At 51.7% G+C, this 12,729-nt stretch carries 12 protein-coding genes; 6 read left to right on the top strand and 6 right to left on the bottom strand.

The features are described from left to right. Positions 1-92: 92 nt before the first annotated feature. On the top strand, positions 93-713 hold the full coding sequence (locus tag AC3CB2_RS00795) for a hypothetical protein (RefSeq protein WP_352931512.1): 621 nt from the start codon (positions 93-95) through the stop codon (positions 711-713). Between the two features lie 13 nt (positions 714-726). Here AC3CB2_RS00795 and AC3CB2_RS00790 read toward each other — a convergent pair whose 3' ends face one another. From AC3CB2_RS00790 to AC3CB2_RS00780, 3 genes are all read right to left on the bottom strand, one after another. Continuing rightward, a complete protein-coding gene (locus AC3CB2_RS00790) occupies positions 727-1,887 on the bottom strand; it encodes a PLP-dependent cysteine synthase family protein (RefSeq protein ID WP_352931514.1) in 1,161 nt (386 codons plus the stop codon). A gap of 129 nt (positions 1,888-2,016) precedes the next feature. Further along, positions 2,017-2,646 (bottom strand): MarC family protein, encoded by a 630-nt coding sequence (locus AC3CB2_RS00785; RefSeq protein WP_208609044.1) that lies wholly within the window; start codon positions 2,644-2,646, stop codon positions 2,017-2,019. Positions 2,647-2,767: 121 nt separating this feature from the next. Next, positions 2,768-3,517: a helix-turn-helix domain-containing protein gene (locus tag AC3CB2_RS00780; RefSeq protein ID WP_352931516.1), complete on the bottom strand. Its 750-nt coding sequence runs from the start codon at positions 3,515-3,517 to the stop codon at positions 2,768-2,770. A 235-nt stretch (positions 3,518-3,752) separates the two neighbouring features. On the opposite strand from AC3CB2_RS00780, the gene yddG reads away from it, so the two are divergent. Beyond that, the gene (gene yddG / locus AC3CB2_RS00775; protein WP_352931518.1) at positions 3,753-4,643 is read left to right on the top strand and encodes an aromatic amino acid exporter YddG; all 891 of its coding nucleotides are present in this window, start codon (positions 3,753-3,755) and stop codon (positions 4,641-4,643) included. Between the two features lie 11 nt (positions 4,644-4,654). Here yddG and AC3CB2_RS00770 read toward each other — a convergent pair whose 3' ends face one another. Next, positions 4,655-5,614 carry a hypothetical protein gene (locus tag AC3CB2_RS00770; RefSeq protein WP_352931520.1) on the bottom strand — a complete coding sequence of 320 codons (960 nt, stop codon included), beginning with the start codon at positions 5,612-5,614 and terminating at the stop codon, positions 4,655-4,657. After that, positions 5,611-6,045, bottom strand: coding sequence for a nucleoside deaminase (locus AC3CB2_RS00765; protein WP_425328936.1), 435 nt, complete (start codon positions 6,043-6,045; stop codon positions 5,611-5,613). Before AC3CB2_RS00765 ends, AC3CB2_RS00770 begins: the two co-directional genes overlap by 4 nt. Before the next feature lie 294 nt (positions 6,046-6,339). On the opposite strand from AC3CB2_RS00765, the gene AC3CB2_RS00760 reads away from it, so the two are divergent. Further along, positions 6,340-7,104, top strand: a complete 765-nt coding sequence (locus AC3CB2_RS00760) for a DUF7003 family protein (RefSeq protein WP_352931524.1) — start codon at positions 6,340-6,342, stop codon at positions 7,102-7,104. 468 nt (positions 7,105-7,572) lie between these two features. After that, positions 7,573-8,265: a hypothetical protein gene (locus AC3CB2_RS00755; protein WP_352931526.1), complete on the top strand. Its 693-nt coding sequence runs from the start codon at positions 7,573-7,575 to the stop codon at positions 8,263-8,265. Between the two features lie 170 nt (positions 8,266-8,435). Here AC3CB2_RS00755 and AC3CB2_RS00750 read toward each other — a convergent pair whose 3' ends face one another. After that, positions 8,436-8,879: a hypothetical protein gene (locus tag AC3CB2_RS00750; protein WP_037037981.1), complete on the bottom strand. Its 444-nt coding sequence runs from the start codon at positions 8,877-8,879 to the stop codon at positions 8,436-8,438. Between the two features lie 602 nt (positions 8,880-9,481). On the opposite strand from AC3CB2_RS00750, the gene AC3CB2_RS00745 reads away from it, so the two are divergent. Further along, positions 9,482-11,527: a pseudouridine synthase gene (locus AC3CB2_RS00745; protein WP_352931528.1), complete on the top strand. Its 2,046-nt coding sequence runs from the start codon at positions 9,482-9,484 to the stop codon at positions 11,525-11,527. After that, complete coding sequence (gene rsmD / locus AC3CB2_RS00740) at positions 11,524-12,084, top strand: 16S rRNA (guanine(966)-N(2))-methyltransferase RsmD (protein ID WP_352931530.1); 561 nt, start codon at positions 11,524-11,526, stop codon at positions 12,082-12,084. Before AC3CB2_RS00745 ends, rsmD begins: the two co-directional genes overlap by 4 nt. Positions 12,085-12,729: the final 645 nt, after the last annotated feature.

The following is a 12,729-nucleotide window of genomic DNA, read 5'->3' as shown; positions in this document are numbered from 1 at the left end:
CTACAAACCTTATCCCTAGATCGAGTACTGATAATTAAACAAACAGCGCCTTTTGACAGGGCTAGGCATAATGGGCCTGGGAGCGGGTAGGAATGATACGTTTTAAATGGTGGGCAAAGAGATTAATCGGCTTTTATTTTTTGCTCATAACTCTTGCTTTTTTGTTCTCTGTTGCATCGATGAGATTTGGTAGTTTGGCTATCTTAGAAAAGAAACTCAATCCTTCGACCTTTGTGTTTTGGCAAGACGGTGAACTATACAAAAACCCTCCGCTGTTTACGCAGGTTATGGCTGACGCGAAAGGGCAATTTACTTCTCACGAACCCAGCAGCTTTGAAGACGTCGATATTTGGGTGCTAATCTTGGAAGGTTACGCAGACATCAAAAACGTAGAGCTAGCACCGCATCTAGGTATCGATATCAATGATGCAGCAACACCTTCCTCTGCGATCACAAAACGTCTTATGCAGGCTAGTCTGATAGTTCGACTACATCCATTTCCACTCACTATTGCCCGAAAACACATTGTCTTGTTGAATGCAGAATCTCTTCGTGAAAATTTCAAAGAACAATGTTTTGATGAGATAACGTATGGATCCATGATAGGGGATCATAATCAGAAACTTTGGGAGCAATGCAGGATCAGTGAAACTGAACCGGAGACCAAACATCTTCTGTATAGCTTCGGTAGATCAACTTTCTTCAGTGGGTAAGGCAGCTCCCTCACTAGATGCTATCAATTTCGGCGAAGTCGATGAGTTTGTGCATGTAGGGGAGCAGGTCGAGGTTTTTGCTGGCGACCCAGTCGTCGTTGTAGAGTGTATCCAGATAGCGCTCGCCGCTGTCGCAGATGAGGGTGACGATGGAACCTTCCTGATCGTTTTCCATCATCTCCTTGGCCAGAGCCAGAGCACCATAGAGATTTGTGCCTGTTGAGCCGCCGCATTTGCGCAGGATGACCCCTTCCAGCCATCTGATGGTGGCGATGCTGGCTGCATCGGGAATGTCGATCATTCTGTCGATCACATCCGGCATGAAGGAAGGTTCTACCCTTGGTCTGCCGATCCCTTCTATAAGCGAGGGTTTGTTGCGGACGATTTGGGGATCGCGGTTGCGGTAGTACTCATGAAACACCGAGTTTTCAGGATCAACGACACAGAGCTGTGTCTTGGAATAGTCCTCTGTATGGAGGCGGATGTAGCGGCCAATGGTTGCCGATGTGCCGCCAGTTCCGGCACTCATGACGATCCATTTGGGAGCGGGGAAGCGCTCCAGCTCCATTTGTGAGAACAGGCTTTGGGCAATATTGTTGTTGCCGCGCCAATCGGTTGCCCGCTCCGCGTAGGTGAACTGATCCACGTAGTGTCCGCCAAGTTCCTTCGCCAATCGCGCCGCCTCACTGTAGATCTGATAGGGCTCAACGAGATGCACCTCACCGCCCAGCGCCTCTATCTCACGGATTTTGCCGGTGGCGGTTGCTTTGGGTGCCATGGCAATGAAGGGATTGCCGATGAGGCGGGCGAAATAGGCCTCCGAGATTGCCGTGGAGCCGGAGGAGGATTCCACGATAGGCATGCCTTCCCTGATCCAGCCATTACAGATGCCATAGAGGATGAGTGAGCGGGCCAGCCGATGTTTGAGGCTACCACTGGGATGGGTGCTTTCATCCTTGAGGTAAAGATCAATGCCCGCTTTGGTGAGTTTGGGAATGTTCAGCTTGATCAAGTGCGTATCAGCCGAGCGCTGATAATCTGCCTCAATGTTCTTGATGGCCTGCAGTGCCCATGCCCGGCCTGAGGGATTCCGATGATTTTTGTGGCTGCTGAACTCCAGCATGGAAGCACCTGATCTGTTGTTTTGGAGGCGGATGGTGCCTCGCTGGATCAAGTATAGCTTCTGTACTCTTTGCCGGATGGACCGATCCCTGCTGTGCGAAACAGAGGGTAAAGCTTGTGGCGAAAATCATCGGGTTTTCAGAGGGGAAAGGCTCGGTTAGGCGAGCCTTTCCGTAGGCATTTAGCTCGCCAATGCGGGGATCATGCCTTTGACGCCATCGGCGAGCATACCCATGGCGATTGCAGCAAGCACCATGCCCATGAGGCGGGTGACAACGCCCATGCCGGACTCGCCCAGTTTGTTGGCGATTGGCTTGGAGACGGAGAACAGGAAGCCGGTGAACAGAGCGAGACCAACAGCTGCGATGGAGAGATCAATCTTGGCCCAGATACCGGAATGACGTTCAGCGGCGACGATGGCTGTGGCGATAGCGCCCGGTCCGGCAACGATTGGGATGGCCAGTGGCACAACGGCGATGTGGTTCTGCTCTGCTGCGGATGCGGCTTCCTGCGGGGTCTGGCGGTGGCTGTTATCGCTGCGCAGCATGGACAGCGCGATCAGCAGAACGATTACGCCACCCGCAGCGCGCAGCTCGTGCACGGTGATGCCGAAGAACTTGAGAAGGATGCCACCCGTCCAGGTGACGGTGAGGAGTGTCAGTGCGATGGCGCCGGCACAGGTCCATGCGATACGGCGGGCGGTGGCAGCGTCCCGGTCCGCTGTCATGCCCGCGAAGACGCCGGTGTTTCCGATGGGGTTCATCATGGAGAACAGCGCTGCGACGTAGGTGATCAGAGCAGTTTCAGTCATTAGATGCTTTCTGTTGTTGGCTTTGCACGCAGTGGTGATACTGAAGAAAGCATGCAACATACTGATCGCACCGAGAGGTGACAACTTAAAGGACTGTAATGATTGAGTGTTCTGGTGGAGATCAGTTATGGCGCGTCAGGGATGCGCGGTACTGGGCTCTGTACTGAGATGGCGTCAGGCCGAAGTGCTTTTTGAAGATGTTGGTGAAGGACGATGCGTTCTCATAGCCAACCTCATAGGCGATGGAAGCCATGGTCTGGTTGGAGGAGCGCAGCAGGCCCAACGCTTTGTTGAGGCGCATCTCCAGCTGTACCTGCTTCGGGGACTTGCCGAAGGAGGCTTTGAAGTTCTTCTGCAGGCTGCTGACCGAGAAGCCCTCTTCCTTCGCAAGCTCGGAGATTTTGACGGGCGCGGGCAGCTGGTCCTTCACACTCAACAGACGGGCACTGGTCATGTTTTGATTGGCAAGGTCGGAGCCCTGCCCGGTTGCCAGTTCCAGAGCGGTGTTGAGGATGGTGGATGCGCCGGTTGCGTCTGCGGCGAAGGTATCTGTCAGAGAGGCAACGAAGTTGAGGTACTTGAGCGCAAGCGGTGACAGTTCCAGATGACTGTCATTGGCATTACGGAAGAACTGGGTGATGGCTGCTTTGTCGCTGACGTCGATGATGAGAAAGCGGCTGCCGGAGGTGGTTTCGCTGTCATGCAGGGTTTCCGGCGCGATGAGGCCGACGGAGCCGACCTTCAACTCTTTGAACTGGCCACCGATCTCGATATCCATCTCGCCCTGCAACGGAATAACAGCCTGCGCGAACGCGTGGCGGTGCCCGAGTTCCAGCCGGTTATATTCGCGGATTACAGCTTGAAACGACATCTCTTTCTTCCGGGTCTCAACTTTCTTATCTGAACGTACTAAGCCTGTTGATGGCTAAGGGATACAGCGTAGGCGCACAAATCTCAAAAAGAAAATCTATTTCCTGTTTTGCCTAATTCCAATAAGCAGGAAATGGGGCAAGATCTGGCCTGCTTTGCTGAGAAGCCTCGGCCTAGCGGTGATGGCGTGCGACAGGTGCGGCGCCAGACCTTTGTTAACTAAGCGGACTATTTGCATGTTACAGAACCACTCAGCGGGCAAGACCAGCGCTGCGACGATGATCGGGAGCATCTCCATTGTTTTGTGGGGCACCCTTGCGGTGTTGACCAAGCTGACAGGAGATCAGTTCCCGCCGTTTCAGTTGCTGGCGATGACGTTCACCGTTGCGACGCTCACACTCTCCGGCAAGCTGCTCAGTGGGAAGGCTGATTTGCGGTCTGCATTCAAGTTGCCTTTGTCCGGTTGGTTGCTCGGAGTTGGTGGATTGTTTGGTTTCCATGCGCTTTACTTCGTAGCCCTGCAGAATGCGCCTGCAGTTGAGGCTGGGCTGATCGCTTACATCTGGCCGCTGCTCATCGTGCTATTTTCTGCGCTGTTGCCGGGGGAAACCATCACGCGGTGGCATGTTTCTGGCGCGCTTGTGGCGCTGGCTGGATACTGGGTGTTGCTTGGATGGAAGGATACTGCTGGCAACTTGCAGTGGGAGTATCTCATTGGCTATCTGGCCGCTGCGGGCTGTGCGCTTATCTGGTCCAGCTATTCCGTTTTAAGCCGCCTGATCAAGAACACCTCTTCAGATGCGGTGATCGGCTATTGTGCCCTGACCGCTGCGTTTGGCTGGCTCTCGCATTTTCTCTGGGAGACCACAGCAGTTCCAGCAGATCCGCTGCAGATTATTGCTGTTCTCGGCCTCGGCCTGGGGCCTGTTGGCGTTGCTTTTTATACTTGGGATTTTGGCGTGAAACACGGCAACGTTCAGCTGCTCGGCGTGCTTGCCTACGGCGCCCCGCTGATCTCAACGCTGCTGTTGATCCTATTCGGTGAAGGCACTCTGGAAGCCAACGTGATTATCGCTGCATTGGCGATTGCAGGCGGTTCCTTGATTGCAGCGAAGCGAGTGGCTTAAGCGTTTACGCCTCACTTCTCTGGCCAGATACTTAGATCGAAGCATGGCCGAAGATAGTCATAAGTATCTGGTTGATTTATCGACATAATGAGGTTTGTTAGAACTCCTCGACCATATCGTATATGCTTGTGAAGTTCATCATTTTCATCGAAAGAGCGTTCAATATGACCTTTGAAGCCCGAGAATGGAAAATCATGGCTTAATAGTAATACTGGAAAGGCAAACGTTAAAAATATTGATATTGTGTCGACACTGGCATCTGCTTTAAGTCCAAATGTACCCGGCAAATCATCTTTGCCGTTATGAGAGTCGAGCGGAATTGCGGAAAAAACAGCTCCCACAAAACTTGGATGAGCCGTACCAGACAAGATAGGGGTTGAACTACGCCCCCAGTTGGCAAACGTTGTCGCAGTTTCACTATTCTGTTCACCGCAAAAATCCTCCCAAGCTCTAGTGACTTTTTTCCTTATTTTCCCACCTCTTAGGTGTTCCGCCCAAAATGTTTTGGCACTCTCTGGGGTTTCACTTTTCACAAACTCATCAGCGAAAGATGGCTGATGAAGGATTGCTACAAAAACTTCCAAATATTCGCATAGGGATCGTAAGATTGGGCGCGAAGCATTATCAAACCCTAAAGTAGATAAATGTCGTAGCGCTAAGGAATCACTGACTATTTTGCTCGTAATAGCAAGAGTAGCTCTCTCAAAATCATTTGCTTTCTTATTTTCTCTTTTTTCGGATGTAATCACCGTAAATAAGCTAACAAACCAGCTAATGTGCTCATCCAAGATTGCTAACCAGAAATCAAAGTACTGTAGCTTTTTTGCGGCGTTTCGTTTGATTGAATGCTCAATACCTTCACTTACATTGACGCCTAGTCGTGTTTTTGAAGAAAACTCAACACCATGTTCAGCCCAACTTTCTCTCATAAGTTGTTGGAACATTTCCTCTAGAGAAGAAGTTTCGTTCATGTTTCTCGCTTCCCCTGAAAGAACGTCTTTAGCATGACGGCGGAGTCGGTTTCGGCCAGGCCGGAGTAGACGTCGGGGGTGTGGTGGCAGGTTGGGGAGGAGTAGAAGCGGACGCCGTGGTCTACGCCGCCGCCTTTTACATCCCCTGCTCCATAATAGAGCCTGCGGATGCGGGCGAACGAGATCGCAGCGGCGCACATTGGGCATGGTTCCAGCGTGACGTAAAGATCGCAGCCTTCCAGACGCTGGGAGTTCAGCTGCTTGCCAGCTTCGCGAATGGCCAGCACCTCGGCATGGGCAGTTGGATCGTTCAGCTCCAAAGTGCGGTTGCCTGCAGCGGAAAGCACCTTGCCATCTTTGACCACAACACAGCCGATGGGCACCTCCCCTCGCGCTTCTGCCGCGCGGGCTTCGTCCAGTGCCATATCCATAAAGGTTGAGTTCAATGTGGGCGTCTTCATGAGCGCCAAGCTAGTGCCATTTGCAGAAAAGGGGAAGCTGGTTTGCGGACAAAGATATGCAAAACAAGAGATAAAACAGCTCCTCCTGACTTGCCTGAGCAAGAGTTGCTTCTACTCTGAATGCTAAAGCGCCCTCATTTGTGAACGTGATCAAAAGGCTTGTTTTCGACTGTGCTAGAAACGTATTAATCTGGCACATGCGTTTCATCTCGTTGAGACTGCTATTGCCTTGGTATCCGGTACAGTGAGTGTCAAGTTTTGAGCATGTTCAGAAACTTTCAGAAACGTCAAACGAGTCTGCTTAGAGCTAAGGCAATCCTTGGTGTGTTTGACCAATCTGCCGAAGCTTTCATTTTCCCTATGCTGGATAATGGCTATGTCTATCTTGCAGCATCAAGGTTGTCTCTGTTCAGGTCTGATGAACACTGGGCTGCTGTCTTTGAGCTTTTCGGCTTTTCACCGCGTGCAGGTCACCCAGATCTGTCGATAGTTACTATCGGAAGTAAGTTGCATGATAGAGATAAACCATCAGACTACATGTCCGAAGAAGCATACAATAACTATCTGAAAAATAATCCACACTGGGAGGTGAGGAAGTTCTCTCCTATCTCAAACGAGGCTTGGAAAGATGAACGCAATCCGGAGTTCGTCGCAGAACAAGGTGAGATCATCCTGCGCGGTCTATCTTTGGAAATTCCTCAAGTAAGTGCCTATGCTGCCAAGCACGTTATATTAGAGGAAGAACAACCTGCAGTATTTGAGCTCTGCCGCTACCTTGAGTATGATCATCGCGAAGCACTTCTAGCAACGAAAGCCGAACGTAGCGTTAGTGTTCCTCCAGAAATGAAGCAAATCATGCTCTTGGACGAGTGGCATCATCCCGACTTGGTCAATGGGCAAGCTCCAAGCCAGACTAAAACTTTTCGGATGCTTGCAAGCGTTCTCGAATGGAATGCACCAGAGCTGTACTCCGCAGAGGAGCCTTTGAACAATCATTGGAAAAACTGGCCTGAAGGAGGGAGCCTTTAAGGTAGTGGCGCTTCGCGTATCTTGCAGCAATACTCAAGACATTGGACTTAAACTGGCAACTCTCGCGACCTAACCTGACTGGTAAGGTTTGGCATCCAGGGAAATCTCTTAATCGTTCAGATCGAGACGAAATAGCATTCTGCGGTCATAGCTTAATAGTTTAGCAAAGTTGATTTCAACTGTTGGCTGAAAGGCCTGAATGTCCGCTGTTGGCCCTCCGGTGATACCCAGTATATCCCTGCGGCCACCTTTCCAAACGGTAGCCCATGGCTAATTGGATTATTTTTGCATCCAAGGATTGCCCGAACTATTGTCTGTTTAGATAAAAGTATCGGGGACATGTGAATGAGCAGTGTTTGGCGGCCAGAGCGACGCAACCGGAACATAGGCACTTCGTGGTCGGGCTATTCTAAATCGAACGATATGAGAGTTCCAGAAAGCTGGCAAGATAAGCATGGAAATTACTCGATGTTTTACGAGCGTCTCAAAACAACAGATACGCAAGAAATAGACATTGGCGGTTTCAAAATTAGAGCATTGTATGAAGAACCTCGCGAAGGCTTCACATACGGATGCACTCCCCTTGATGTGAGCAAACTGCTGAGATCATCTATTAATCTATCACAGGTCTTGCCTGACATCATTGCGTTCCGGCAGCCAACCCGAAAACAGCGCCAGCAAAAACCTGTTTGGGGTCGGTTTCTATACTTTGCGGATTTCGGAAAATATCATGGTACGGCTATCATACTTGAAGCTCAGGAGCTTGGTACAACGTTAAAATGGTCGAAGCGTATGCCATTGGAAGACCGTGCTGAGTACGAACGCCTAATCGCTGACGGACATGTTTTCATTGAGACAAAACGACATTTCGAAGCAGAGCTGCGAGCGCAAGGGGTACGAAATACTATACTTTACCGAACCTTGCTTCATGAACTCGGTCACCTAGCTCACTACCATCAAGATGTCCTCGACGGACAAACGGCACTTGATTTTGATCAGAAAGTTGCCAGAAATTTATATTTTTCCAAACCTAGCTCCGAACGCGAGGCTTTTGCTCATTCGTTTGGCGAAGAACTCAGTAGATCTTTGAGAATAGCCGGAGAGATACCATTTGATCCAATAAAGTTTGAACAAGCAGACATTGAAGTGAGAAAAAATTAGATCGGGCCATATCTTCGCTACAGCAATTTTCTGATCAAAAAGCCATAGTGTCAGGGTTTAATTAATCTGTGCCCAACCTTTGATGGAATTGCTCGAATGGTAGCTAAGGCCCCATATCAGAATAGAGGTGGTTATGCTCTTACGTTGAGCTACTTCGTTCAAAGCCGATTTTAGAAAAAACTGCGGAATAAAGGAGTTAAAGAAAATATCTGGCTACTTTCCTCTTCAATCTTCCAGTATTCAATTATTGCACTATAGAGATCTTTATCTTGGTTGATAGCTGAGTGTATCCTTTTCCAAACAGCAATCTCTGCATCACTATATATTATGTTTAAATCGCTTCGTTTTTCATACTTCATTACTTTGTCGTATAGATCATCAACACCGCTTGAATCTCGTCGGAGTAGTACAAAATCTTCAAAAGAAGAAACTACTAGTGAGCAAATCGCAAATTTCTCATCATCACTCCAGTCATCATTTTCGATAGCAGCAATAAATTCTTCCAACCGTTCACCATTTGCGAGCTCAATAGCCCAGTCCTGCTCACTTCCAGAAGCCGGTAATGCTAGTATTCGGTTGACCTTTTGGGTAGCCTCTAAAGTTGTGTATCTCACAAATGCCCTTTGCGTATTGACCAGCTTTCTATTTTCGCCGTCTATCAGTAAGCTGGCTGGTTATGAAATACAACGTTTATAAAAATGAATTTCTTGCTCCTAAGTGTCTGACCAGTTACCCAACTCTCACCCCAAGCTTGTGCCATTCAAATGGCAGCAAATGGCCCTCGACGCTAGCAACCGCTCTCAATGGCCTGAGTTCTCGCTGTGCAGCGAACGGCAGCTAAGTCCGCGTTTAAGCCCTCGCCATATGAGACTTCCTCACTCTCCCGCAGATACGCTGTAGCCCAACAAAAGCAGAAAAAAGTTCGCGAGTCTGCTTTTGCCCCTTTGCCAATGGGCTCTGCTTAGGTTATGACCGTTTTCAGAGCATGTTTGCGTCCCGAAAACATCCACGCAGCACGCTCCGACTTCTTTTTTTGAGCGAATTCCTGTCTTCTGATTGAACCAATCAAACGGAATGCGCTTTGACGACATTCGAATATTGTGTGGCATCTGACAGACTGCTGGGCAGCCAAGGCGGTGACGCCTATGCGAGCTTATCCAGTGTATCTGTACAGAGTGTAGAAAGTTAAAGGCCCCGGTTCGCCGGGCAAGAGCCAATGAAAAACAGCGGTAAAACCCCAAAAAGCTCCCCCCGCAAATCCGGCGAGCAGACCAAGAAATCCTCCGGCAAAAAGAAACAGGAACAGACAGTAACCGTTACTGGTGAGCGTATCGCCAAGGCGATGGCACGTGCTGGCCTGTGTTCACGCCGTGAAGCAGAAACATGGATTGAAGCCGGCCGCGTGAGCGTGAACGGCAATGTGCTGGACACACCAGCTTTTACCGTGACCCAAAAAGACAAGGTGTACGTGGATGGCAAACCTCTGCCAACCCGTGAGCGCACCCGTCTGTGGCTCTTCCATAAACCTCGGGGCACTGTTACCACCAACAAAGACCCTGAAGGTCGTAAGACTGTTTTTGACATTCTGCCAAAAGACATGCCACGCGTTGTGACTGTTGGCCGTCTGGACATCAACACTGAAGGTCTTTTGCTGCTGACCAATGATGGCGGCCTTTCCCGCGTGATTGAACTGCCTGCAACCGGCTGGCTGCGCCGCTACCGCGTGCGCGCGTTTGGTAAGGTGACTCAAGAGCAGCTGGATGCCCTGAAAGATGGTGTTGCCATTGACGGTGTTCTGTACGGCGCTATTGAAGCGACGCTGGACACTGAAAAAGGCGACAACGTTTGGCTGACCATTGGCCTGCGTGAAGGCAAGAACCGCGAAGTGAAGCGCATTCTTGAACATCTGGACCTTTCCGTGAACCGTCTGATCCGCATCTCCTTCGGTCCGTTCCAGCTGGGCGACCTTGGTGAGGGCGAGCTGCAGGAAATCCGTGGCCGCGTGCTGCGTGACCAGCTGGGCGAGCGTCTGGTTTCTGAAGCTGATCTTGATTTTGATGCACCAATCATCAACCAGATGGATGCCCGCACCAGCAAAAAAGCCGAGATGAAGAAGAAAAAGAAATCTTCCGGTGGTGCTGGTGGTGGCTGGATCAGCGCGAAAGATGCAGCAGCTGTTCTTGCCAAGCACAACAAGAAGCCGATGCGCCATGGCGAAGACAAGCGCGATGGTGGCAGTGAAAGTTCTGAGCGCAACCCATTTGGTGACCGTAAACGCGTTGGCGTGAAGCCAACCTTCGGCGACCGGAAATCCTTTGGTGATCGTGATGGCGGCGAGCGTAAGTCGTTCGGCGATCGCGGCGAACGCAAATCCTTTGGTGACCGCGACCGTGGTGATCGCAAGCCGTTTGGCGATCGCGGCGAGCGTAAATCCTTTGGCGACCGCGACCGTGGAGATCGTAAGCCGTTTGGCGATCGTGACCGCAAGGCGGGCCCTTCCCGCTATGGCAGCAATGAGCGTGGTGGCGACAGCAAGCCGCGCCGCGTGTTCAGCGCTGACGGCACCGTAGACACCTACACACCTTCCTTCGAGGATGGCGACAACCGTCGTAACGACGAAAAGCGCAAGCCAGAAGAGCGCCGCTTTGGCACCCGCACCAAGCGTGGCGGTTTTGATCTGGCGCATGGTGGCACCAAGCGTTCTGCTGAAGATGCGCCAAGCCGTGAAGACCGTCGCGGTGGCCGCTTCAACCCGGCAGAAAACGCGAAGTACACCGGTGATACTGGCCCAACTGAGGGCGAGCGCCGCTTCTCCAACCGTCGCTCCCGCGATGATGCTCCATCTGATGAAAAACGCGGCGGCTTTAACAAAGGCCCACGCGGTGGTCGTGATGGTGAAAAGCGCGGCTTCAACAAAGGTCCTCGTGAGGGTGGCCGCGATGGCGACAAGCGTGGCTTCAGCAAGGGCCCACGTGATGGTGGCCGTGATGGCGACAAGCGCGGCTTCAGCAAAGGCCCTCGTGAGGGTGGCCGTGATGGCGATAAGCGCGGCTTCAGCAAAGGCCCTCGTGACGGTGGCCGTGATGGCGATAAGCGCGGCTTCAGCAAGGGCCCTCGTGACGGTGGTCGTGATGGCGACAAGCGCGGCTTCAGCAAGGGCCCTCGTTCTGGCAAGAGCTTTGGCGGAGATAAAGGACGTGGTGGTCGCCCAGGCGGTGATCGTGGTGCGCCTCGCGGACATAAAGGTGGCAGAAACTCGTGAGAATTGTTGCTGGACGATTTCGGGGAACAGCGCTCGCTACACCCAAGACGCAGAATACGCGGCCAACCACTGACCGGATGAGAGAGACCATCTTCAATGTGCTCACTCATGCCTATGGCAATCCGGTTCAGGATGCCCGCGTGCTGGACCTGTTTGCAGGCACAGGTGCTCTTGGTCTGGAAGCGATGAGCCGTGGCGGCAAATACTGCGTGTTCGTTGAGGACGCCGTGGAGCCGCGCGGTCTGATCCGCCGGAATGTGGAGACCACCGGTCTGATGGGTGCCACGAAGATCCTGCGCCGCGATGCGACTTCTCTGGGACATGCTGGCACCATGATGCCGTTCGATCTGGTGTTTCTGGATCCCCCCTATCGGCAGGAGCTGGGCGAAAAGGCTCTGGCGAGTGCCGCAACCGGTGGCTGGCTCAATGAAGGTGCGCTGTGCATCTGGGAAGAAGATGCGAGCGTTTCGCCGGTGATCCCTGAAGGGTTCGAAGGGTTGGACGTACGCCACGCCGGTGACAGCCAGATCCTGATTGTGCGGTACGTGGGCCTGTAGAGCGACCTCTCGGCAAGGGGTTCCGGTCACGGGTTCGGGTCTGAGCTTGATGTGGAGATTCTGAGCCGGCTGCGGACATGGAGCTGAGTGCGGTGCGTGCTCGTTCAGACCGCCCTTATATATAAAGAGTAGAAGAAGGCCTTCCCGACGTGGTTTCGGGAGGGCCTTTTTGTTTGGGCTGGGTGGTGTGGCGCGGGGTGAAGCTTCACGGTGATGGGTGGATTGTTGGGGCGCAGCTGAGTGAGGTGGCGGCGGAGGCTGTCTGACACGGGTGTCGAGGTGGTTTTCAGCGGTTGTGGCTGGAGGAGTTATCCTCGGTGAGCTGGTTGGCTCCGAGATATCTGGGATTTAAGGGGATCGGGTTCACAGTTCACTTAGCAACGCGTCACACCTCAAAAGAACGCAGAATTCCCCAAACCAACGCAAAAAACGAATACTTGTCATTACTATCACTATACTTATGAGGGAAAGCCTGAATTTTCCAAATTTGGCGTTCAGCGAGTCTTTGATTCGAATGACGCAGATTGCATATAAAAAGGCCAAGGAATCTGCGAAACAAACTTTTAATAAACAATAACAAGCACTTAATTCACGGAGATCGACCCCGATTTCATCTTTGTTACATCTACCTAGTTTTGGATAAAA

This window comes from Pseudovibrio sp. SCP20, from assembly GCF_057774105.1.
Note: the sequence above shows the minus strand (reverse complement) of the source record. Positions and strands in the feature narration are given on the sequence as shown.

What these genes read in the sequence shown, in the direction of transcription:
- AC3CB2_RS00795 (WP_352931512.1), top strand. Translation starts at nt 93, where the DNA reads ATGATACGTTTTAAATGGTGGGCAAAGAGATTAATCGGCTTTTATTTT.
- AC3CB2_RS00785 (WP_208609044.1), bottom strand. Translation starts at nt 2,646, where the DNA reads ATGACTGAAACTGCTCTGATCACCTACGTCGCAGCGCTGTTCTCCATG.
- AC3CB2_RS00780 (WP_352931516.1), bottom strand. Translation starts at nt 3,517, where the DNA reads ATGTCGTTTCAAGCTGTAATCCGCGAATATAACCGGCTGGAACTCGGG.
- yddG (WP_352931518.1), top strand. Translation starts at nt 3,753, where the DNA reads ATGTTACAGAACCACTCAGCGGGCAAGACCAGCGCTGCGACGATGATC.
- AC3CB2_RS00770 (WP_352931520.1), bottom strand. Translation starts at nt 5,614, where the DNA reads ATGAACGAAACTTCTTCTCTAGAGGAAATGTTCCAACAACTTATGAGA.
- AC3CB2_RS00765 (WP_425328936.1), bottom strand. Translation starts at nt 6,045, where the DNA reads ATGGATATGGCACTGGACGAAGCCCGCGCGGCAGAAGCGCGAGGGGAG.
- AC3CB2_RS00760 (WP_352931524.1), top strand. Translation starts at nt 6,340, where the DNA reads ATGTTCAGAAACTTTCAGAAACGTCAAACGAGTCTGCTTAGAGCTAAG.
- AC3CB2_RS00755 (WP_352931526.1), top strand. Translation starts at nt 7,573, where the DNA reads ATGTTTTACGAGCGTCTCAAAACAACAGATACGCAAGAAATAGACATT.
- AC3CB2_RS00745 (WP_352931528.1), top strand. Translation starts at nt 9,482, where the DNA reads ATGAAAAACAGCGGTAAAACCCCAAAAAGCTCCCCCCGCAAATCCGGC.